General features: G+C 70.4%; 21 protein-coding genes and 1 pseudogene. 9 read left to right on the top strand and 13 right to left on the bottom strand.

All coding sequences use genetic code 11. The annotated features are described in order from the left end of the window. Nucleotides 1-120: 120 nt before the first annotated feature. Nucleotides 121-1212: a PseG/SpsG family protein gene (locus ACZZ98_RS13605; protein ID WP_463516744.1), complete on the top strand. Its 1092-nt coding sequence runs from the start codon at nt 121-123 to the stop codon at nt 1210-1212. 26 nt (nt 1213-1238) lie between these two features. Further along, on the top strand, nt 1239-2630 hold the full coding sequence (locus tag ACZZ98_RS13600; protein ID WP_463516743.1) for a cytidylyltransferase domain-containing protein: 1392 nt from the start codon (nt 1239-1241) through the stop codon (nt 2628-2630). A gap of 4 nt (nt 2631-2634) precedes the next feature. On the opposite strand, the gene ACZZ98_RS13595 is transcribed toward ACZZ98_RS13600, so the two are convergent. The 4 genes from ACZZ98_RS13595 to ACZZ98_RS13580 all read right to left on the bottom strand — a co-directional run bounded on the left by ACZZ98_RS13595 (nt 2635) and on the right by ACZZ98_RS13580 (nt 5963). Then, complete coding sequence (locus ACZZ98_RS13595; protein WP_463516742.1) at nt 2635-3384, bottom strand: ABC transporter ATP-binding protein; 750 nt, start codon at nt 3382-3384, stop codon at nt 2635-2637. Next, on the bottom strand, nt 3384-4181 hold the full coding sequence (locus ACZZ98_RS13590; protein WP_380087949.1) for an ABC transporter permease: 798 nt from the start codon (nt 4179-4181) through the stop codon (nt 3384-3386). The genes ACZZ98_RS13595 and ACZZ98_RS13590 overlap by 1 nt, the downstream gene beginning before the upstream one ends. A 70-nt stretch (nt 4182-4251) precedes the next feature. Continuing rightward, nucleotides 4252-5286 carry a glycosyltransferase family 2 protein gene (locus ACZZ98_RS13585; RefSeq protein ID WP_463516741.1) on the bottom strand — a complete coding sequence of 345 codons (1035 nt, stop codon included), beginning with the start codon at nt 5284-5286 and terminating at the stop codon, nt 4252-4254. Nucleotides 5287-5363: 77 nt separating this feature from the next. Then, the gene (locus ACZZ98_RS13580; protein ID WP_463517829.1) at nt 5364-5963 is read right to left on the bottom strand and encodes a hypothetical protein; all 600 of its coding nucleotides are present in this window, start codon (nt 5961-5963) and stop codon (nt 5364-5366) included. Between ACZZ98_RS13580 and ACZZ98_RS13575 the strand changes: the two are divergent. Next, a pseudogene (locus ACZZ98_RS13575) lies at nt 5952-6679 on the top strand (LCP family protein). The gene ACZZ98_RS13580 and the pseudogene ACZZ98_RS13575 sit on opposite strands and share 12 nt — an antisense overlap. Before the next feature lie 27 nt (nt 6680-6706). On the opposite strand, the gene ACZZ98_RS13570 reads toward ACZZ98_RS13575, so the two are convergent. Together ACZZ98_RS13570 and ACZZ98_RS13565 are read right to left on the bottom strand one after the other, a co-directional pair. Continuing rightward, a complete protein-coding gene (locus ACZZ98_RS13570) occupies nt 6707-7870 on the bottom strand; it encodes an acyl-CoA dehydrogenase family protein (RefSeq protein WP_463516740.1) in 1164 nt (387 codons plus the stop codon). 61 nt (nt 7871-7931) lie between these two features. After that, complete coding sequence (locus tag ACZZ98_RS13565; RefSeq protein ID WP_463516739.1) at nt 7932-8948, bottom strand: LLM class F420-dependent oxidoreductase; 1017 nt, start codon at nt 8946-8948, stop codon at nt 7932-7934. A 57-nt stretch (nt 8949-9005) separates the two neighbouring features. On the opposite strand from ACZZ98_RS13565, the gene ACZZ98_RS13560 reads away from it, so the two are divergent. After that, entirely contained in the window at nt 9006-9467 is a 462-nt protein-coding gene (locus tag ACZZ98_RS13560; protein ID WP_463517783.1) for a CoA-binding protein, read from the top strand. Nucleotides 9468-9469: 2 nt separating this feature from the next. Here ACZZ98_RS13560 and purE read toward each other — a convergent pair whose 3' ends face one another. Both purE and ACZZ98_RS13550 read right to left on the bottom strand, forming a co-directional pair. Then, nucleotides 9470-10021: a 5-(carboxyamino)imidazole ribonucleotide mutase gene (purE, locus tag ACZZ98_RS13555; RefSeq protein WP_463516738.1), complete on the bottom strand. Its 552-nt coding sequence runs from the start codon at nt 10019-10021 to the stop codon at nt 9470-9472. Further along, nucleotides 10018-11190: a 5-(carboxyamino)imidazole ribonucleotide synthase gene (locus tag ACZZ98_RS13550; protein WP_463516737.1), complete on the bottom strand. Its 1173-nt coding sequence runs from the start codon at nt 11188-11190 to the stop codon at nt 10018-10020. Before ACZZ98_RS13550 ends, purE begins: the two co-directional genes overlap by 4 nt. 95 nt (nt 11191-11285) lie before the next feature. On the opposite strand from ACZZ98_RS13550, the gene ACZZ98_RS13545 reads away from it, so the two are divergent. Further along, nucleotides 11286-11804, top strand: a complete 519-nt coding sequence (locus ACZZ98_RS13545; RefSeq protein ID WP_463516736.1) for a GtrA family protein — start codon at nt 11286-11288, stop codon at nt 11802-11804. Nucleotides 11805-11842: 38 nt separating this feature from the next. Here ACZZ98_RS13545 and ACZZ98_RS13540 read toward each other — a convergent pair whose 3' ends face one another. Genes ACZZ98_RS13540 through ACZZ98_RS13525 form a run of 4 tightly spaced genes read right to left on the bottom strand, consistent with a single transcriptional unit; the run spans nt 11843 to nt 15408 of the window. Further along, the gene (locus ACZZ98_RS13540) at nt 11843-12862 is read right to left on the bottom strand and encodes a sensor histidine kinase (protein WP_463516735.1); all 1020 of its coding nucleotides are present in this window, start codon (nt 12860-12862) and stop codon (nt 11843-11845) included. A gap of 6 nt (nt 12863-12868) precedes the next feature. Continuing rightward, nucleotides 12869-13546, bottom strand: a complete 678-nt coding sequence (locus tag ACZZ98_RS13535) for a response regulator transcription factor (RefSeq protein WP_463516734.1) — start codon at nt 13544-13546, stop codon at nt 12869-12871. Nucleotides 13547-13574: 28 nt separating this feature from the next. Further along, complete coding sequence (locus ACZZ98_RS13530; RefSeq protein ID WP_380087931.1) at nt 13575-14633, bottom strand: adenylate/guanylate cyclase domain-containing protein; 1059 nt, start codon at nt 14631-14633, stop codon at nt 13575-13577. 13 nt (nt 14634-14646) lie between these two features. Beyond that, entirely contained in the window at nt 14647-15408 is a 762-nt protein-coding gene (locus tag ACZZ98_RS13525) for a biotin--[acetyl-CoA-carboxylase] ligase (RefSeq protein WP_463516733.1), read from the bottom strand. A 24-nt stretch (nt 15409-15432) separates the two neighbouring features. Between ACZZ98_RS13525 and ACZZ98_RS13520 the strand changes: the two genes are divergently transcribed. Together ACZZ98_RS13520 and ACZZ98_RS13515 are read left to right on the top strand one after the other, a co-directional pair. Next, nucleotides 15433-17073: an acyl-CoA carboxylase subunit beta gene (locus tag ACZZ98_RS13520; protein WP_463516732.1), complete on the top strand. Its 1641-nt coding sequence runs from the start codon at nt 15433-15435 to the stop codon at nt 17071-17073. Next, nucleotides 17073-17297, top strand: a complete 225-nt coding sequence (locus ACZZ98_RS13515; protein ID WP_463516731.1) for an acyl-CoA carboxylase epsilon subunit — start codon at nt 17073-17075, stop codon at nt 17295-17297. The genes ACZZ98_RS13520 and ACZZ98_RS13515 overlap by 1 nt, the downstream gene beginning before the upstream one ends. Nucleotides 17298-17468: 171 nt before the next feature. Here the strand turns inward: ACZZ98_RS13515 and ACZZ98_RS13510 are convergent, their stop codons facing one another. Beyond that, on the bottom strand, nt 17469-18125 hold the full coding sequence (locus ACZZ98_RS13510) for an MOSC domain-containing protein (protein WP_463516730.1): 657 nt from the start codon (nt 18123-18125) through the stop codon (nt 17469-17471). 191 nt (nt 18126-18316) lie between these two features. On the opposite strand from ACZZ98_RS13510, the gene ACZZ98_RS13505 reads away from it, so the two are divergent. Next, a complete protein-coding gene (locus ACZZ98_RS13505) occupies nt 18317-19108 on the top strand; it encodes an endonuclease domain-containing protein (RefSeq protein WP_463516729.1) in 792 nt (263 codons plus the stop codon). A 130-nt stretch (nt 19109-19238) separates the two neighbouring features. Beyond that, complete coding sequence (locus ACZZ98_RS13500) at nt 19239-20960, top strand: DUF885 domain-containing protein (protein ID WP_463516728.1); 1722 nt, start codon at nt 19239-19241, stop codon at nt 20958-20960. The last annotated feature ends 30 nt before the right edge of the window (nt 20961-20990 follow it).

Genomic DNA, 20990 nt, shown 5'->3' with positions numbered 1-20990 from the left:
ACGACATCCACCATGGCGGGTTCGCCGGCGGCCAGCTCCTCGTCACGGCGGCCGCCGATGCGACCGGCCCGATCGCCTGACGGAGGCGACGCGAGCGAGGCTCAGGCTAACATCCACGTGATGCCCACCCTGTCCCCAACACCCCCAGGCCACCGGCTGCGTCACCTGCCCGATGTGCACGTGGGACTGCGGTGTGACGCGTCACCCGCCACGGGCGTCGGCCATCTGGCCCGCTGCCTGGCACTGGCCGACGAGCTGGGCACTCGAGCCGTCGACGTCACCGTCCTGGGAGGCATCGACGGCGCGCCCTGGCTCGTCCGGGCGGTCGCGGACCGCGGCCTCGACGTCGTCCCAGCACCCGAGGAGCCGGTCGAGCTCGCCTCGCTCTGTGGCGACCTCGGCCTGGACGGGCTGGTGCTCGACGGCTACACCCTGGACCCCGGCTGCGGGCGGGCAGCGCGCGATGCCGGCCTCACCGTTCTCGCTCTGAGGGACGGGCCGTTCGGTGCCGCGCAGTCCGCCGACATCCACCTCGAGCAGAACCTCGGTGCGACCCCGGTGGAGACCCTTGCCGCGGGGGAGATCTCCCTCGCCGGGGTGGAGTTCGCCCTCCTGCGCGACGACGTCCTGCGCCACCGCCGAGATCTCGACGCGCCCTTCCAGCCGCCCTCGCCGCCCAAGGTCCTGGCCTTCTTCGGCGGGACCGATGCGGCCGGGGCGGCTCCCACCGTGGCCTCGTTGGTGCTTGCCACGGCGCTCCCCCTCCATCTCACGGTCGTCGCGGCGACGCAGGAGATCGCCGACGACCTCGCCGCCCTCGAGCCACCGGCCCACCAGCAGCTCGTCGTCATCGCACCGACACCCGAGATCGCGGCTCTCGCGGCGAGCGCCGACCTCGTCGTCACGGCTTCCGGGTCCTCCGTGGGCGAGCTGCTCGCGATCGGTTCTCCCACGGCTGTCCTCACCGTCGCCGACAACCAGCTGGTCGGCTACACGACGCTCGTCGAGCACGGCGTCGTGGCACCGCTGGGAGGTCTGGATGCCCTCCGGCACGACGCCGCCGCGGCCACGACCCAGCTCGGCCAGCTGCTCAACAGCCCCGGGGCCCGCCTGCTGCTGGCCAGGCGTGGCCGCGCACTCGTCGACGGCCGTGGCCGCGAGCGGGTGGCCGACGCACTGCTGGCCGCCATCGAGGCCCGTCCTGCCCCATGAACCGAACCGAACCCGCAGGAGACACCGTGCGCCGCACCCGAGTCGTCATCCAGTCCCGTCTCAACTCTTCGCGACTGCCCGGCAAGGCGATGCTGACGGTCGGCGGTATGCCGCTCATCGAGCTCGTCGCCCGTCGCGCCTCTCGTGGTGGTCACGAGGTGGTGGTCGCCACGAGCGTCGAGGACTACGACGGCTTGATCGCCGAGCACCTGGAGTCCGTGGGGATCTCCGTCGTGCGGGGCTCGCTGGACGACGTGCTGGGCCGCTTCGTCGTGGCCTGCGAGGGTCTGGCCGACGACGACTTCGTCGTGCGCCTGACCGGCGACAACCCGGTGGCCGATGCGGACCTCGTCAACGAGCTGATCGAGTCCACGGTCGCGTCGGGTCACGGCTATGGCCGGGTCGACATGGAGGCGGTCCCGGAGGGTCTGGGCGCCGAGGTCTTCACGGCAGGCGCGTTGCGCGAGGCCGCCGCGAAGGCGGTCGACGCCTATGACCGCGAGCACGTGACCCCGTGGCTCATCCGGACCTTCGGCCAGCACAGCTTCGCTCCGGTGGACGCACCCACAGACATCCATGCCTTCCGGGCCACGGTCGACTCCTTGAGTGACTACGTCCGGGTCTCGCGACTGTTCGACCGCACGCAGGATGCCGTCTCCGTGCCATGGCGCACCGTCATGGACGCCCTCCGGCGCGACGTCGAGTCCCGGGGCGCGCTGGTGCCACGCAAGGACGCCTCGCTCGGCGGCCAGTCCTGCCTCGTCCTCAGTGCCCGCACCTTCGCGACCGGAGGGGTCCACGGCCAGAGCGCGAGCCAGCGGGCCGCCGACCTGCGCTCCCTGCTCGCCCGTGCCGTCGAGCTCGGCGTCAGCCATGTCGACGTGGACTCATCGGACACCGGCGCGGCCGAGGCTCTCGTCGGCGCCACCGAACCCGCGTTGACGCGTCGACTCAGGACGATCCTGCACGTCGACGCCGAGGGGAGCCAGTTCCCGTATGCCGTGGAGCGCGCCTTCGCTGCGCTCGGCCGACGATCCGTCGCCTGCCTCGTCGTGCCCTCCTCGAGCGCCAGGACGGACGTCTGGGACATCGCGCGCGAGTACGCGGCGACCGGAGCCGTCGCTCGGATCGGCATCGTCGCCACCACCCCCGGCGAGCTGGCGGCGGCTCTCGAGCTGCCGGGCCTCGGCTACCTCGAGGTGCGTGGGGGCGGCGGGGCTGCCTGGGCGCGCGAGCACGACGACGCGCTCACGCGACTCACCGAGACCGGTGTGGTGGTGAGCGTCGCCCTCGGGGACGCAGCCGAGACGACCGACCTCGACCTGGAGGCGGTCCTGAGGCCGCCGTGGGTGACCTCTCTCGTCATCGCCTGCGACGACGAGGAGCAGCTGGTCTCCGTCATCGCCGCCCTCACCTGACCGGCTAGGACGCGTTGTCGGCCTTGTAGGACTTGAGGATCGTGTCCATGGGACCGTCGTCGACCAGCTTGCCCGAACGCAGGTAGATGCCTCGGGTGCAGAACCGACGGAGGTCGGGCTCGGAGTGCGAGACGAGGAAGAGGGTCTTGTCCTGCGCGAGCAGCTCCTCCATGCGCTTGTAGCACTTCTCCTTGAAGTTGGCGTCGCCGACGGCGAGCACCTCGTCCACGAGGATGATCGGCTCGTCGAGAGTGGTGATGACGGCGAACCCGAGGCGGACCTGCATCCCGGAGGAGAAGTGCCGGAAGGGCATCTCCAGTCCTTCGCGAACCTGCGGTCCCGCGAACTCAACGATCTCGTCGAACCGCTCGTCGACCTGGTCCTTGCTGAGCCCGTGCAGTCCGGCAGTCAGGTAGATGTTCTCGCGGGCGGAGAGCTCGCCGAGGAAGCCGCCGGTCAGCTCGATGAGCGGAGCGACACCGCCATGGATGCGGGCGTGGCCCTCGTCCGGGATGAGCACGCCGGCGATCGTCTTGAGCAGGGTGCTCTTGCCCGTGCCGTTGGACCCCACGAGGCCGACGGCCTCGCCGTGTCCGACCGTGAAGTTGACGTTGTGCAGCGCCCAGAACGTCTCCGACGGCGCGCTGTTGCGTCCGAGGAAGACCATCTCGCGCAGGGAGAGGTTGCGGCGTCGCGAACGATAGAACTCGATCCCGAGGTTCTCCACCTCGATCATCACGTCGTTGTCCTTCATCAGATCTCCTTGAGGACGGAGCGCTCAAGGCGCTTGAAGACGGTCAGGCCGACGACGAGTGAGACCAAAGTGAGGACGACGCTCGTGATGATCGGCTGGGGCACGAGGGGCTCGTCGAACAGGCCCGCGCGATAGATCTCGAGGACCCCGCTCATCGGGTTGATCCAGAGCACCATGCGCAGGGACTCGGGCACGGTGTCGAGGCTGTAGATGACGGGGGTGCAGTAGAACGCCATGCGCATGATGATGCGCACGACGCGCTGCGTGTCCTCGACGAGCACCGTCAGCGGCGCGAGCAGCAGGCCGATCCCGATCTGCACGAGGAACTGGAGGGCGAAGCCGATCGGCAGCAGGACGAGGCGCCAGTTCAGCGAGGCCTCACCGGTGACGAGGTAGAAGATCGCGAAGGCGACGAGGATCGGCAGCGACAGGAGGTACTCGACGCCCTTGGCGATGACGACCCGGATGACCCACAGCTCCCGCGGCAGGCTCGTCGACCGCACCAGCTTGGCCTCGGAGAGCAGGGCGCGAGAGGTCTCGGTGACCGAGGAGCTGAACCACTGCCAGGCGAGCAGCCCCACGAGCAGGAAGAGGAAGTAGGGGTGGTGGCCGGCGTCGGGACGCTTGAAGATCACCGCGAAGATCATGAAGTAGATGAACGCCATGGCCAACGGGTCGATGATGGTCCACAGGTAGCCGAGAACGCTTCGCGCATACCTCACCCGCAGGTCTCGCCGCACGAGGGTCTGGAGAATTTCTCGACGCGCCCACAGGGCCTTCAGGCGGCCAGTATCCACCGAATGCACACTCCTCGATCCCGGAAACCACAAGGCCGCTCAGTCTGGCACACGGCTCGGGGCGGCACGTTCAGCTGCCCGCTCGACGCCCGAGGTGCCGAGGACTCGTGACGAAGCCGACCCCCCACGACCAGTGCATGGTCGCCAGGACGACCGGGGTGAGGAGCCGGGTGCGCACGGGTTCGCCGCCGCTGATCGCGACTCCCCCGAGGCCGATGCCCACGACGTATGCCGCCGGCACCAGGAGCGCTGGCGGCCAGAGCAGTGCCGCGAGGGTGGCGGCCGTCGTGCCGACGACCATGACCGGGGGTGCGAGGTAGCGGGGGTTGAGCGTCTCGGGGTGCTCGCGCGCGACGACCCGGCGCCACTGGCCGTACTGGAAGTACTGACGGGCCAGGGCTGCGACCGTGGACCGCGGCCGGTAGGTGACCTCCATGTCGGGGGTGAACCAGACGGTGCCGCCGGTCTGTCGCAGCTTGAGGTTGAGGTGCCAGTCCTGGGTCCTGGTGTAGCGCTCGTCGTAGCCACCGACGCGCTCCAGCCCGCTGCGGCGGAAGGCTCCGAGGTAGACCGTGTCGACCGGACCCGCTCCCCCGCCGACGTGGAACGTGCCGCCGCCGACCCCGATCCGGCTGCGCATCGCGCAGGCCACGGCCCTCTCGAAGGCGCTGCGTCCGACCGCCTTCATGAGACCACCCACGTTGTCGGCGCCGGTCTCCTCGAGCGTTCGGACGGCGGTCGCGACGTAATCGGCGGGGATCTCGGCGTGACCGTCCACCCGCACGATGACGTCGTGCCGGGCCGCGCGGATGGCGGCGTTGAGGGCCGACGGGGTGCGCCCGGTGGGGTTGGGCACGGTCCGCACCCGCGTGTCGGAGGCCACGAGGTCCGCAGCCACCGCGTCGGTGTCGTCGGTCGACGGACCGAGGGCGAGGACGACCTCGAGGTCACCGGCATACGACTGCCTGAGCACCTGGCTGACGGCATCGCGCAGGTGTCGACCCTCGTTGAGGACGGGGATGACGACGCTCACCGCCGGCAGTCCGGCGGTGCCGTCCCGACGGTCCCTGTCGGCCTCGCCCACAGGGCCGGAGTGCTCACTCATCGGGTCGATCATCCCCCAGCGGCGGTCGGTGATGGCGAGGAGGGGGTCGGCGCGCCGTTTTGCTTCTCCGGCAAGGGTCAGCGGAGGATGAGCCCGTGTCCGAACGCCCGCCCCGCGGAGACGACGTCCGGCCGACCCGCCCCACGGATCGGCCTCGTCGTCCCCCTCGCGACGCCGAGGACGACGACGAGGTCTACACCGTCGACACCCGCGGGCGGCGTCCGCCGCCCCGGACACCGCGGACGGCCGGTGCCGCCCGCCGGCAGCCACCTCGGCGGGCACCGCTCGACGCCGAGCGCCCTGCGCCTCGTCAGGACCGTGGCACGCGACCCCCTGTCGTGCCGGACCCGCGTCGCCAGGGTCCCCCGCGCGGCGGTCGCCCGGCGGCCGAGCCGCTCGACGAGGCCCGGCCGCGTCGCCGTCGCCGGTGGTGGCGGCTCGTCCCGCTGCTCGTCGTCCTCTGGCTGGCCTTCCTCGTCCTCACCCCGTTCCACGCGTGGAGCTCGGTCTCGCGGGTCGACGACGCTCCCGCCGGCGACCGGCCGGCCGAGACGCCGGGCAACACCTATCTGCTCGTCGGCTCGGATGCACGCGACGACCTCACGGCCGCCGAGCGCAGGGAGCTGGGCACGGGCAACGCCGAGGGTCGGCGCACCGACTCGATCATGCTCGTGCACGTGCCCTCCGGCGGTGGCAAGTCGGCCATCATCTCGATCCCACGCGACAGCTTCATGCCCATCCCGGGCCACGGGAGCAACAAGGTCAACGCGGCCTTCTCCATCGGGGGCCCCAGCTGCTCGTCCAGACCCTCGAGCAGGTCACCGACCTGCGCATCGACGGCTACCTCGAGATCGGCTTCGGTGGTTTCAACGCGGTCGTCAACAGCCTCGGCGGCGTCGACATCTGCGTCCCGTTCGACATGGACGACCCCAAGGCCCACATCAACCTCAAGAAGGGCTGCCAGACGCTGGACGGCAAGAACGCCCTCGGCTTCGTGCGAGCCCGCTACTCGGACCCCCGTGGCGACCTCGGCCGCGCCGACCGCCAGCGACAGTTCCTCGCGGCGATCATGAAGGGCGCAGCGACTCCGTCGACCGTCCTCAACCCCTTCCGCTACTGGTCCTTCACCCACACAGCCGCCGGTGCGGTGGGCGTCGGCGAGGACACCTCGATGAAGGACGCGTCCAACATCCTGCTCGCCATGCGGGGCGCCAGCAACGACTCCACGCTCAGCCTGACCGTGCCGATCGAGAGCGCGAACTACCAGACCTCGGCCGGCTCCTCGGTCAAGTGGGACACCGAACGTGCGCAGGCCCTCTTCACCATGCTGCGCGAGGACCAGCCGCTCGAGGCTCCCCCGGCCGGCACCGACGGCAAGCCCTCGCAGGGCTGACCCGGGCCGACGCTCCTCGCCTCACGGCTACTTGAGGACCTGTCGTGCCATGACGATGCGCTGCACCTGGTTGGTGCCCTCGTAGATCTGGGTGATCTTGGCGTCGCGCATCATCCGCTCGAGCGGGAAGTCACGGGTGTAGCCCGCCCCACCGAGGAGCTGGACGGCGTCGGTCGTCACCTTCATGGCGACGTCGGACGCGAAGCACTTGGCCGCCGCACCGAAGAAGGGCAGGTCGGCGTCGCCACGTTCCGACTTCGCGGCGGCCACGTAGACCATCTGGCGCGCGGCCTCCAGCTCCATCGCCATGTCGGCGAGCATGAACTGGATGCCCTGGAACTCGGCGATGCTCTTGCCGAACTGCTTGCGCTCCTTGACGTAGGCCAGGGCGTGGTCGAGCGCGCCCTGGGCGATGCCGACGGCCTGGGCGCCGATGGTGACGCGGGTGTGGTCGAGGGTGCGCAGGGCGATCTTCAGCCCCTCGCCGGGCCGGCCGACGATCCGGTCGCCGGGGAGGCGCACGCCGTCGAAGATCAGCTCGCGGGTGGGGCTGCCCTTGATGCCGAGCTTGCGCTCCTTCTCTCCGAAGGTGAAGCCCTCGTCGGACTTCTCGACGACGAACGCGCTGATGTTGCTGCCGCGAGGGCCGTCGGGGTCGGTCACTGCGAGGACGGTGTAGTAGTCGGAGACACCGGCATTGGTGATCCACGACTTCTGGCCGTTGAGGACCCACCCGTCCCCGTCAGCCCTGGCGCGGCACTTCATCGCGGCCGTGTCGGAGCCCGCCTCGCGCTCGGACAACCCGTAGGAGAAGGAGGACCTGCCCTCGGCCAGCGGCGTGAGGTAGGTGCGCTTGAGCTCCTCGGAGCCGGCGAGGATCACGGGCATCGAGCCGAGCTTGTTGACGGCCGGGATGAGCGAGGAGGACGCGCACGCGCGGGCGACCTCCTCGATGACGATGCACGTGGCGAGGGCATCGGCGCCGACGCCGCCGTACTCCTCGCCGACGTGCGGGGCGAAGAAGTCGGAGGCGACGAGCGCGTCGTGCGCCTCCTGCGGGTAGCGCGACTCCTCGTCGACCGCAGCCGCGAAGGGAGCGATCTTGGCCGCCGCCAGGTCCCGGACCGCTTCGCGGATCGCTTCGTGGTCCTCGTTGACCTGGAACAGGGGGAAGTCGCTCGATGCACTCACGGCCGTGATCCTACCGACGCGTATGCCGCCCGCCCGCCGGATCCCGTGTGGCACCGCCCACTCAGCGCAGGGCGGGGATGACCTCGCGCTCGAACAGCTCGACGCCCGAGAGGTCGTAGGCGGACTCGATGAAGTTCGTGATCGCGTAGGTCATCCCGAGGTCCTGCAGGTCGGCGAGCGCGCCGGCCACCTGGTCGGGCGTGCCGACGGCGGGGCCCTCGCGGTTGGTCTTCATCGTCCGCGCGACCGCCTCCTCGGGCACCCCCGCACTCCGGAGGTGGTTCTCGATCCAGCGCAGCCGCTCCTCCACCTCCTTCTCGTCGCGCCCGATGATGACGTTGAAGTCCGCCGACCGCGTGATCGAGTCGAAGTCACGACCTACGTCGGCGCAGTGCGACTTGAGGACCTCGCTCTTGTGCCTGAAGACCTCGGGCGTCCCGTCGAAGTTCGTGTAGTCGGCGTACTCGGCCGCGATCCGCAGCGTCTTGCGCTCACCTCCCCCGGCGATCCACATCGGGATGCCGTTCAGCGCCGAACCCTCGAAGGCGGTGCCCTGCAACGGCCTCGGGAAGCACATGGCCCCGTCGACCTGGTAGTGCTCGCCGGCATACGTCGCCGTCCCGGTCGTCCACATCTGACGGAAGATCTCGACACCCTCGCGCAGCCGCGCGAGCCGCTCCCCCGCGCCGGGGAAGCCGTAGCCGTAGGCGCGCCACTCGTGCTCGTACCACCCGGCGCCGATGCCCATCTCGAGCCGGCCCTCCGAGATGACGTCGACGGTCGCGGCCACCTTCGCCAGATAGGCCGGGTTGCGGTAGCTCATGCACGTGCACATCTGACCGATGCGCACCCGGCCGGTCACCGCTGCGAACGCCGCCATGAGCGACCACGCCTCGTGCACGGCCTCCTGCGTCGGGTGCGGCACCGGGTGGAAGTGGTCGAAGACCCAGATCGACTCCCAGTCGCGTATGCCGTCGGCCCGCCTCGCCAGGCCCGCCATCACGCCCCAGTGCTGGGCCGGCTCGATGCCGACGAGGTCATGACGCCAGCCCTGGGGGATGAAGAGTCCGAATCGCATGCCCTCAACTCAACCCGTCAGCCCTCTCGGCCGCAACCCCCCGCGCTGGGGTGCATGATGCCAAGCATGACGTTCAAGCACCGCAACGACCCCGATCTCATCCGCGAGCTCCTCAACGACCCCGGCACCTGGGTCGTCGTGGGCCTGAGCAACCACGTGGAGCGACCGGCATACGGCGTCTCGCAGTGGCTCAAGCACGAGCTGCACAAGGGCATCATCCCGGTGCACCCGAACGCCGAGACCGTCCACGGGCAGCAGGGCTACGCCACCCTCGCGGACATCCCCGACCAGGACGTCAAGGTCGTCGACTGCTTCGTCAACTCCACCCACGTCGGCGCCGTCGTCGACCAGGCCATCGAGCACAAGGACCGCCTGCAGATCGACGCCATCTGGATGCAGCAGGGCGTCGTCGACGAGGCCGCCGCCGGTCGGGCCCGCAAGGCCGGGCTCGACGTCGTCATGGACACGTGCCCCAAGATCGAGTGGCCCCGGGTCAAGGGCGAGGGCTCGGCCCGCTGACCTCAGTCGCCCTGCTCGGCCCGGCGCCGGCGCAGGGCCTCACCCTTGGCGTGCGCCTGGTTGCGCAGCCCCTTGCGGAACTCGCCCATCTCGGAGCGCAGTCGAGCGGCCTCCTCGCCCTCACCGGCGCCGAGGATGCGGGCCGCGAGCAGGCCGGCGTTGCGGGCGCCACCCACCGACACCGTCGCGACCGGCACGCCGCTCGGCATCTGCACGATCGAGAGCAGCGAGTCCATGCCGTTGAGGTGCTCCAGGGGCACGGGCACCCCGATGACCGGCAGCGAGCTCACCGACGCGAGCATCCCCGGCAGGTGGGCCGCACCCCCTGCGCCGGCGATGATGACCCGCAGCCCGCGCTCCTCGGCGTCCAGCCCGTAGGTGATCATCTCGTCGGGCATCCGGTGGGCCGACACCACCTCGACCTCGTGCGCGATGCCGAAGTCGTCGAGCACCTTGGTGGCGAGCTGCATCACCGGCCAGTCGCTGTCGCTGCCCATGACGACGCCGACGACGGGCGCGGCCGTGCCGGAACCGGCGCTGTTGATGCTTGTCATTCGAGAACTGCTCCCTCGATGTAGTCGGCGGCGTGGCGCGCGCGCTCGCGCAGGTCGGCGAGGTCGTCTCCGCTGACGTTGACGTGCCCGATCTTGCGACCGGGACGCACGCCCTTGCCATAGAGGTGCGCCTTGATCTCCGGGTCACGAGCCATGACGTGACGGTATGCCGGATAGAGCTCCGGGTGCTCACCGCCGAGGATGTTGCCCATCACTGTCCACCGGTGACGGGGCCTCGGTGAGCCGAGCGGCAGGTCGAGGACGGCGCGCAGGTGCTGCTCGAACTGGCCGGTGACGGCACCGTCCATCGACCAGTGGCCACTGTTGTGCGGGCGCATCGCGAGCTCGTTGACGACGAACTCGCCGCCGGGCAGCTCGAAGAGCTCGACGGCGAGGACACCGGTGACGCCGAGCTCGCCGGCGACGCGCAGCCCGGCCTCTGTGACACGCGCGGCGAGGTCGGGGTCGAGGTCGGCGGCGGGTGCGATGACCTCGGTGCAGATGCCGTCGGTCTGCACCGTCTCGACCACGGGCCACGCAGCAGCCTGCCCGGACGGGCTGCGGGCCAGCAGGACGGCGAGCTCACGGGTGAACGGCACCTTCTCCTCGAGCAGCAGCGGCGAGTTCTCTGCCGCCGCGCGCTCGAGCCAGTCGGTGAGCTCGGCGGACGAGCCGACGACCCTGACCCCCTTGCCGTCGTAGCCACCGCGTGGTGTCTTCGCGACGACCGGCCAGCCCACGTCCTTCCCAAAGGCCTCGACGTCAGCGGGCGTTCGAGCCGACGCCCAGCGCGGGCACGGGATGGCGAGCGCCGTGAGCCGCTCACGCATCGCCAGCTTGTCCTGGGCGAAGACGAGGGCCGCGGGCGTCGGGTGCATGGCGACCCCGGCCTGCGCCAGCGCGGCCAGCACGTCGGCCGGGACCTGCTCGTGGTCGAACGTCACGACGTCGCACTCGCGGGCGAACGCCAGGACGGCGTCGATGTCGCTGTGGGCACCGACCGGAGCCGACGGGATCACCAGGGCGGCGCTGGCGTCGGCCGCCTCGGCCAGCACGCTCAGGGTGAGCCCCAGCTCGGCCGCCGGCCCGGCACACATCCGGGCCAGCTGGCCCGCGCCGATGATGCCGACGACGGGGAACCCTCCGGGGGCGCGCTGGGGGACAGTCACCCCGGGAGGATAGCGGCGTGAAGTGCGCACACGGCATACCGGGATGGTGTCGGCCGGAGACGCACCGCGACGTTTCCGCCGGTTAGGCTCACTCGGTGACGTCCACGCCGCCCGCAGGGGGCCCGATCGACCGGCTCCGGGGAGCGATCGACGTGCTCTATCGCGAGGTCATCAAGTTCGGCGTCATCGGGCTGCTGGCGTTCGTCATCGACATGGGCAGCTTCAACCTGTTGCGCCACACCGTCCTCGAGGACAGGCCGACGGCGGCCGTCATCATCTCGGCCTCGCTCGCCACCGCGTTCGCGTGGGTCGGCAACCGCACGTGGACGTTCCGCCACCGGCGCAACCGCCCCGCCCACCACGAGGCGGCGCTCTTCGCCGGGACCAACGGTGTGGCGCTGCTCATCCAGGCCGCTGCCGTCGCGATCTCCAACTACGTCCTCGGGTTCGACTCGCTCGCGGCCGACAACGTCGCCAAGGTCGTCGCCATCGGGCTCGGGACGCTCTTCCGCTTCTGGGCCTACCGCCGCTTCGTCTTCGCCGGCGAGCCGATCGAGGTCGACCAGTCCCCTCTGGCCGACCTCAAGCACCACCCCGAGGACACGCACTCCTGAGCGGCACCCGCCGACGACGGACGCGTCGGGCTGGTGAGTCAGTCGTCTGCCTCGGAGAGGAAGACGGCGAAGACCGCGGGCTGGGTGCTGACCAGCTCGAGCCGCCCACCGTTGTCCTCGGCGAGGTCCCGCGCCAGCGTCAGCCCCAACCCGGAGCCCGAGGACGACACCGACCGCTCGAAGATGTGCGGGGCGATGGTGGGCCCCACCCCCTCGCCCTCGTCACCGAGCTCGATGACGACCGACGGCCCGGCGCGGCGGGCGGCGATGTCGACCGTGCCACGGCCGTGGGCGAGGGCGTTCTCGATGAGCGTCGAGACGATCTGGGCCAGGGCCATCGGCGTGGCACGGACCCGCAGGCCGCGCTCGCCGTGGATGCGCATGCTCCGCTTGGACGCGGCGAAGGCCGGCTGCCACTCCCGCTGGAGCGAGGCCAGCACGGCATCGAGCGAGACGCTGGGTCGCGTCGGGTCGCTGACCCGCGTGCGGCCCATGAGGTCGTCGACGACCTTGCTGAGCCGCTCCACCTGACCGATGGCGACCTGCGCCTCCTCCTGCACGACCGTGAGGTCGTCGGTCGAGGCGATCTCGTCGAGGCGCATGAGCAGCGCGGTCAGGGGTGTGCGGAGCTGGTGGGAGGCGTCCGCCGCGAAGTCGCGCTCGGCAGCGAGGTTGCGGGTGACCTGGTTGGCGCTGCGCGAGAGGACGTCGCTGATCCGGTCGAGCTCGCCGATGCCGGAGTCGAGGGGCAGGAAGCGCGACTCACCGGCCCCGAGCCGCTCGGCGCGGGTCGCCAGCTCGGTGAGGGGGTCGCCCAGGATGCGGGCCTGCCGCCGGGCCACGAGGAAGCCGGCGCCGAGCCCGAGCAGACACAGCCCGATGACCCCGGCGCTCAGCACCGCCGCCGGGCCGAAGCCCGACAACGAGTCGACGAGATCCTGTCGAGTGGGTCCCGAGAGCGCCGCGACCCACCAGGCGAGCCCGAGGAGCGGGATCGCGAGCAGCGCGAGCGTGGCACCGACGGCAGCAAGCGTTGACCTCAGCAGGAGCCGACGCACGGGCGGTCACTCCCCCGCAGGGTCGAACCGGAAACCGACACCACGGATCGTCGTGATGTAGCGCGGCTGCATGGCGTCGTCGCCGAGCTTCTTGCGCAGCACCGAGATGTGCATGTCGAGGGTCTTGGTGGAGCCGTACCAGGCCGTCTCCCACACCTCGCGCATGAGCTGCTCGCGCGAGATGACCTTGCCCTGGTTGCGTGCCAGCACCCGGAGGAGCTCGTACTCCTTGGCCGTCAGCTGGATCTCCTCCTCGTGGAGGAAGACGCGCCGCGACTCGGCGTCGACCCGGATGTCGACCTGCCCGGTCGGGGCCGCCTCGGGGATGCCCCGCCGGAGCAGGGCCCGGGCGCGGGCGAGGAGCTCGGCCAAACGGAAGGGCTTGGTGACGTAGTCGTCGGCTCCGGCGTCGAGACCGACCACGGTGTCGACCTCGTCGGCGCGGGCCGTGAGGACGAGGACCGGCACGGTGTGCCCCTCGCCACGCAACCGGCGGCAGACCTCGAGTCCGTCCATGGTGGGCAGGCCCAGGTCGAGGACGACGAGGTCCGGGTTCTCGCGAGCCGCCTCCAGCGCCTCGCGTCCGTCGGCGCGGACGATCACCTCGTAGCCCTCTCGCCTCAGCGCCCGGGCCAGGGGCTCCGAGATCGCCGGGTCGTCTTCGGCGAGCAGCACACGAGTCATGCCGGTGATGCTAGTGGGCGGGGGTGGTTCACGCGTGCTGATCCCACGGCCGGTCGCGCCGCGCACCGCTCGACCGGGCCAGCTCGAAGGGGGTGATCGAGCCGATCCCCCGCAGATGGCGACGGCGCTGCTCGATCATCGAGAAGCCCGACAGCGCACCGAGGGCGCGTGCGACCTCGTCGTCGACGAAGACCCGCCCGGGCGGGGTGACGGCCGTGAGCCGGCTGGCCCGGTTGACCGTCGTGCCGAAGACGTCCCCGAGCCGGCTGATGACCTTGCCGAACGCCATCCCGACGCGCACGTCGGGCAGCAGCGGGTCCTCCCCCATGGCGTCGACGAGGTCCAGACCGATGGCCGCGGCGGCGTCGGCATCCACGTGGACGAAGAGCACCTCGTCGCCGACCGTCTTGATGACGCGCCCTCCGTGCGTGGTGACGACGTCGCTCGCCAGCTCCTCGAACCGCTGCACGAGCGTCGCGAGCTGCCTCTCGGTCATGCGCCGCACGAGCGAGGTGAAGTTCACGAGGTCGGCGAACCCGACCACCCGCAGCGGCGCGCTGGGGTCGTGGTCGGTGTCGCGGGCGTCGGCGAGCATGCGGGTGATCGCAGCCGTGAGGTGGCGTCGCCACACATAGACCATGAGGGGCTCGAGCTGGTCGACGATCTCGACGAGCACCGTCGCCGCTGCCTCGGCCACCCCGCGGTCGGGAACCGACCGCGCGTCCTTCTCGCCGATCTCGGCCTCCTGCTCGGGCGGCGTGAGGTACTCGGCCACGAGCTGCGTCTGCCACACCGCGAGCCGGTCGGAGGTGCGGGCGAAGGCCCGCGTCATCGACAGGGCGAGGTCCTCCTCGAGGTCGTTGTCGCGGATGAGGTCGGCGACCCGGCGCAGCGCGTCGAGGTCGGCCTCGGTGAACATCAGCTCTTCGTCGTCGACGATCTGGAAGCCCAGGGCGTGCCAGAGCTTGCGTGCCGACATCACCGACACCGCTGCCTCGCGGCTGATCTCGCGGCGACCCATCGTCGCGGGACGCCCGAGCAGCCGTTCCTCGACCTCGGCCTCGAGGTCGCGCGGGATGTCGGTCACCTGGGCCCTCCCCTCATCGGACGTGGACGACGTCACCCGCCGCCACGGCATACGGACCGTTGTCCGTCCTCAGGCACAGTCTGCCGTCTGCGTCGACCTCGGTCGCGACTCCGTGCACCTCACCGTTCGGCAGGTGCGCGACGACGGTGCGTCCGAGCGTGCCGCAGGCGGCGGCGTAGGCGGCGCGGACGGCATACGGGTCGTCGTCAAGTCTGCGCAGAAGCGTTGCGAGAGAAGCAAGGTATGCCGTGAGCACGCCTTCGCGGCTCACTCCCGGTGCGCCGGCGAGACGCAACGACGTGGCGGTGTCGACGGGCAGGTCGGCGCGCTCCTGGTCGATGTTGATGCCGGTGCCGACGACGACGCCGACCGGGGTGAGCTCGGCGAGGATGCCGGCGAGCTTGCGGTCGCCGTCGGCGGGGACGAGCAGGTCGTTGGGCCACTTGAGGCTGACCTCGACGCCGCTGACCTCGGTGAGGGCGCCGCGCAGCGCGAGGCCGACGACGAGCGGGACCCAGCCGATCGGAGCGCTGTCCGGGCGGGGCACGAGGACGCTCGCGGCGATGCTCGTGCCGGGTGTCGTGGTCCACGCGCGGTCGAGGCGCCCGCGACCGGCCCGCTGCTCCTCGGCGGTGACGACCCGCCACGGTCGGGGGTCGCGGGCGAGCTCGGCGTTCGTGGAGTCGACGGACGCGTGCACCTCGACCGGGAGCCACGGTGGACCGGGTGTGATGAGGGACGCATCCATCGGGCGGGAGGCAGCAGGAAGGGTCACGTGACCAAGGCTAGAGTCGCCACCATGGCTCAGACGGACACCCAGCCCACCGGCGGAACCGACCTCCCCCCTGCGGACGCGGGCATCGACATCCACACCACTGCCGGCAAGCTCGCCGACCTCAAGCGTCGGGTCGGAGAGGTCGCCCACGCGGGGTCCGAGCGGGCCGTCGAGAAGCAGCACGCCCGTGGCAAGAAGACTGCCCGCGAGCGCCTCGCGATGCTGCTGGACGAGGGGTCGTTCGTCGAGATGGACAAGTACGCCCGGCACCGCTCGGTCGCCTTCGGCCAGGACGCGAACCGGCCCTACGGAGACGGTGTCGTCACCGGCTACGGCACGGTCGATGGCCGGACCGTCGCCGTCTTCGCCCAGGACTTCACGGTCTTCGGCGGGTCGCTGGGCGAGGTCTTCGGGGAGAAGATCACCAAGGTCATGGACTTCGCGATGAAGGTCGGCTGCCCGGTGGTGGGGTTGAACGACTCCGGGGGTGCGCGCATCCAGGAGGGTGTCGCCTCGCTCGGTCTCTATGGTGAGATCTTCCGCCGCAACGTCCACGCGTCCGGGGTCATCCCGCAGATCTCGCTCATCATGGGGCCGTGCGCGGGTGGGGCCGTCTACTCGCCGGCCGTCACCGACTTCACCGTCATGGTCGACCAGACCTCGCACATGTTCATCACCGGACCCGACGTCATCAAGACCGTCACCGGTGAGGACGTCGGCTTCGAGGAGCTGGGTGGGGCGAGGACGCACAGCTCCAAGTCCGGTGTCGCGCACTACATGGGCACCGACGAGGAGGACGCCGTCGAGTACGTCAAGGCGCTGCTGTCCTACCTGCCCTCCAACAACATGGAGGAGCCGCCGTCGTTCGAGGACGGCGAGCTCTCGCTGGAGGTGAGCGACGGGGACCGCTTCCTCGACACGATCATCCCGGACAGCCCCAACCAGCCCTATGACATGCACCAGGTCATCGAGTCCGTGGTGGATGACGGCGACTTCCTCGAGGTGTCGCCGCTCTTCGCGCCGAACATCGTCATCGGTTTCGCCCGCATCGAGGGTCGTTCGGTCGGCGTCGTCGCCAACAACCCCATGCAGTTCGCGGGGACGTTGGACATCGATGCCTCCGAGAAGGCTGCGCGTTTTGTCCGCACGTGTGACGCGTTCAACGTGCCGATCCTGACGCTCGTCGACGTGCCGGGGTTCCTGCCGGGCACCGACCAGGAGTGGGACGGCATCATCCGCCGCGGCGCCAAGCTCATCTACGCCTACGCCGAGGCGACGGTGCCCCTCGTCACGGTCATCACGCGCAAGGCCTACGGCGGTGCCTACGACGTCATGGGGTCCAAGCACCTCGGCGCCGACATCAACCTCGCCTGGCCGACGGCGCAGATCGCGGTCATGGGTGCCCAGGGCGCCGTCAACATCCTCTACCGCAAGCAGCTCGCCGCGGTGGCGGAGCGCGGCGAGGACGTCGACGCGGCTCGGCAGAAGTTCATCGCCGAGTACGAGGACACGCTGGCCAACCCCTACGTCGCGGCCGAGCGTGGCTACATCGACACGGTCATCACGCCGTCGAACACGCGGATGAACGTCACCAAGGCGCTGCGGGCGCTGCGGACCAAGCGCGAGACCCTCCCGCCCAAGAAGCACGGAAACATTCCCCTCTGATGGCTGAGTCAGCAGAGGGTCAGCAGGGGATCGAGGTCCTCGGCGACGCCACGCCCGAGCAGGTCGCGGCCCTCGTCGCGGTCCTGTCGGCAGCGTCGGGTGGGGCGAGCGATGAGGTGCCCGTGCGGCATACGTCGCGCTGGTCGGCACCAGCAGGACTCGTCCGTCGCCCGGTGACCCCGGGCAGCCGGGCCCAAGGCACCTGGCAGCACTCCCTCCGCTGAGACCGTCCCGAACCCACCTCGTGGGTTTCCCACCCAATTCCCCCGAATCCCACGAACGGGACTCGTGAGTTTCCCACCCAATTCCCCCGAATCCCACGAACGGGACTCGTGGGTTTCTCACCCAATTCCCCCGACTCCCGTGGGTGACGCGCCCGTATGCCGTCCGCTCGCCTACTGCTCCCAGCGCGCGAGCTTCTTGGCCAGCTTCGCGTGCTCCCTGTCCGCCATGACGCGCTCGGCCAGGACCTTGCGGGCGAGCTCGCGGTCACCCATGAAGGCCCGGAACACCTCGGGCGGGGTGACGCCGTGACTCGGCCGGGACAGCACCTCGATGCCGTCTCCCGGCCGGATCGTCCCGGACTGCGTCACGGCCAGGTAGGCCCCGGTCCGGCCCCGCGCCGCGAACTTCCTCACCCATCCACGTACACCCATGTGCGCCGCAAAGGTCGCGCAAGGCTCGCGAGGCCCGGTGACCGTCAGGACGACCGACGACCCGACGCGCCACTGCTCCCCGACCACCGCGGCGTCGACGTCGAACCCCTCCGTGGTGAGGTTCTCGCCGAAGGTGCCCGGCGCGAGCTCTCGCCCCAGGTCTGCGGCCCACCAGTCCAGCTCCTCGCGGGCAACGGCATACACGGCTTGGTCGGTGCCCCCGTGGTGCCTGAGGTTGACGACGGTGTCGTCCTGGACCCCGCTCGCGCCGACGCCCTTGGGGCCGGGGTCGAAGACCGCGATCTCGTCTGTCGGGTGCTTGTCGATCCCCGTGAGCCGGTTGATGATCCCGGCGACGGGGCGGCCGGTGTTGACGGAGAGCACGCGGGCGGTCATGGCCGCAGCCTAGGTGTCACTGTGGATAACTCAGAACCGGATTTCGCCGGACCCGACACAGTGTGGCGATGTCCGACTTCGACCCCTTTCGACCGTTCCGCACCGAATGGGCGCTGGCAGCGGGCGTCTCTTGGCGCGAGCTCGGCGGGCCCGCATACAGGCGCGTCTTTCACGGTGTCCACATCAGTGCGATGGTGCCCGACTCGCTCGTGGTCCGGAGCCGCGCCGCCTTGCTGCGTGCCCCCGGTCACGCGCTGCTGAGCCATGAGACAGCCGCGCAGCTGTGGGTTCCGTCGTGGCCTCGATCCAGCCAGATCCATGTGGCGTTCAGCCGGGATGTGAAGACGCTCGGCGACGGGATCCGCACACACCGTTTCACCTACCCCATGGAGCGTTGGTACCGGCACGGCCTGGCTGTGACCGGGCCGGCGATGACCTTCATCCATCAGGCGGTTCGCCTGGACCTCGTCGACCTCGTCTGCCTTGGCGACCGCCTCGTGGCTCGCGACGCGATCTCACCCGCAGAGCTCGTTGCAGCCGCAGAGGCTTGGGACGGTCATGGGAGGAGGGCTGCGGTGAACGCTGCGCGGCTCGTGCGTGCCCGGTCGGAGTCCGTTCCCGAAAGCCAGTCGCGCCTCCTCGTGGTGTTCGCCGGGATGCCGGAACCGCGATGCAACCACCCGTATGCCGTGGGTGGCGTGGAGCGCTACCGGCTCGACCTTGCGTGGCCCGAGTTCAAGGTGGCGCTGGAGTACGACGGGCGGTGGCACGACGAGCCGGAGCAGCGAAGGAAGGACGAGGCCAGGCGACAGGAGATGCGAGACGCCGGGTGGATCATCATCGTGATTCGCGCCGAGCACCTCTACGACGACCCCGATGAGGTGGTGAGCCGTGTCGCGGACGCGTTGCGCCAGAGAGGTTGTCCCGTCTCCCTGAGCGCGGCCTACCAACGCTGGTTCCAGGCGCGGGGTCGGATTGCGTGAGTTCTGGGGGAATTGGGTGAGAAACCCACGGGAAGGGGACGGACGGCATACCGGCGTGTCCGTGAGTTCTGGGGGAATTGGGCGAGAAACCCACGGGCGGCGGATCGGCGAGGTGGGTAGCGTCGCCCTCGTGACTGACTCCCCTGCCCCTGCCGCGGCCACCGCCTCGCCCACCCACCGCACCCCCACCGCTGTCGATGCCATCGCCGAGCGACACTTCGACGCCGTCATGGCGAGCAGCCCGATCGAGGCGACCTATCTCGGCATCGAGGTGCGCCAGGACGAGCTCGACGACTTCTCACCCGGGGGCTACCGCGCTCGCGCCGACCTCGCCCGCGCCACCCTCGCGCAGTTCGCCACCGCCGAGCCGGTCGACGACATCGACCGCGTCACCGTCGCAGCGATGCGGGAGCGGCTCCAGCTCGAGGTCGACCTCCACGAGGCCGGTCTCGACCAGTGCGACCTCAACGTCATCGCCTCGCCGATGCAGTCGGTGCGCGACGTGTTCGACCTCATGCCGACCGACACGCAGGAGCAGTGGGCGACGATCACCCGCCGGCTGGGCAACCTCCCACGAGCCCTCGACCAGTGGCGCGAGTCGCTGCTCGCGTCCGTCGACGCCGACCCCAGGCGCATCTCGGCCCGGCGCCAGGTCGAGTCCTGCATGAAGCAGTGCGACGACCTCGTCGGCGACGACGGCTTCTTCGCGACCTTCGCCGGTGACGCCCGCACCGACGGTGACACACCCCTGCCCGACGCGCAGCAGGCCGAGCTCGCCGCGGCAGCCCGACGGTGCGCCGACGCCTACGCCGACCTCAGGGCCTTCCTCGGGGAGCAGCTCCTCCCCCGTGCGCGCGAGGAGGACGCCGTGGGGCGCGAGCACTACCAGCTCGCCAGCCGCCACTTCCTCGGCGCGACCGTCGACCTCGAGGAGACCTACGCGTGGGGCCAGGAGGAGACCGCCCGCCTCGACGCCGAGATGCGCAGGACTGCGGACCGCATCGTCCCCGGCGGCACGATCCAGGACGCCATCGCCGCGCTCGGTGACGACCCGGCATACCGGCTCGACGGCACCGACGCGCTCCGGCAGTGGATGCAGACCAAGGCCGACGAGGTCATGGACCTGCTCGACGGCACGCACTTCGACATCCCCGAGCCCGTACGCACCATCGAGTGCATGATCGCGCCGACCCACACCGGCGGCATCTACTACACCGGCCCGAGCGAGGACTTCACCCGCCCCGGCCGCATGTGGTGGTCGGTGCCCAAGGGGGTCGAGACGTTCGGGACGTGGGCCGAGCTGAGCACCGTCTACCACGAGGGCGTCCCCGGCCACCACCTCCAGATCGCCCAGACGACCTACCGTGCGGAGCTCCTCAACCGGTGGCGCCGCATGCTCTGCTGGGTGAGCGGCCACGGCGAGGGGTGGGCGCTCTACGCCGAGCGGCTCATGGTCGAGCTCGGTCACATGGAGGACCCGGGCAACTACCTCGGCTTCCTCAACGCGCAGTCCTTGCGAGCCGCCCGGGTCGTCCTCGACATCGGCATCCACTGTGGCTTCGAGGCGCCGGCCGAGGTCGGCGGTGGCGACTGGACCTATGACAAGGCGTGGGCCTACCTCACCGCGCACAACACCGACGCGGAGGCATCCCTGCGCTTCGAGCTCGACCGCTACCTCGGCTGGCCGGGCCAGGCCCCGAGCTACAAGATCGGTGAGCGCATCTGGATGCAGCTGCGTGACGAGACCGCTGCGCGAGAGGGCGACTCGTTCGACCCGAAGGCTTTCCACCGTCGCGCCCTCGACGTCGGTTCGGTCGGACTGGACGTCCTGGTGGAGGCGATGCGTCCCTGACCGGTCGCGTGGGAAACGGGGGAATTGGGT

Source organism: Knoellia sp. AC549 (assembly GCF_979258975.1).
This window is presented reverse-complemented; position numbering and strand designations above follow the sequence as displayed.

Coding starts and splice junctions, on each gene's coding strand:
- ACZZ98_RS13560 (WP_463517783.1), top strand. CDS start 9,006: ATGCCAAGCATGACGTTCAAGCACCGCAACGACCCCGATCTCATCCGC.
- ACZZ98_RS13565 (WP_463516739.1), bottom strand. CDS start 8,948: ATGCGATTCGGACTCTTCATCCCCCAGGGCTGGCGTCATGACCTCGTC.
- ACZZ98_RS13595 (WP_463516742.1), bottom strand. CDS start 3,384: ATGAAGGACAACGACGTGATGATCGAGGTGGAGAACCTCGGGATCGAG.
- purE (WP_463516738.1), bottom strand. CDS start 10,021: ATGACAAGCATCAACAGCGCCGGTTCCGGCACGGCCGCGCCCGTCGTC.
- ACZZ98_RS13510 (WP_463516730.1), bottom strand. CDS start 18,125: ATGACCGCCCGCGTGCTCTCCGTCAACACCGGCCGCCCCGTCGCCGGG.
- ACZZ98_RS13535 (WP_463516734.1), bottom strand. CDS start 13,546: ATGACTCGTGTGCTGCTCGCCGAAGACGACCCGGCGATCTCGGAGCCC.
- ACZZ98_RS13605 (WP_463516744.1), top strand. CDS start 121: ATGCCCACCCTGTCCCCAACACCCCCAGGCCACCGGCTGCGTCACCTG.
- ACZZ98_RS13515 (WP_463516731.1), top strand. CDS start 17,073: ATGGCTGAGTCAGCAGAGGGTCAGCAGGGGATCGAGGTCCTCGGCGAC.
- ACZZ98_RS13585 (WP_463516741.1), bottom strand. CDS start 5,286: ATGAGTGAGCACTCCGGCCCTGTGGGCGAGGCCGACAGGGACCGTCGG.
- ACZZ98_RS13520 (WP_463516732.1), top strand. CDS start 15,433: ATGGCTCAGACGGACACCCAGCCCACCGGCGGAACCGACCTCCCCCCT.
- ACZZ98_RS13505 (WP_463516729.1), top strand. CDS start 18,317: ATGGTGCCCGACTCGCTCGTGGTCCGGAGCCGCGCCGCCTTGCTGCGT.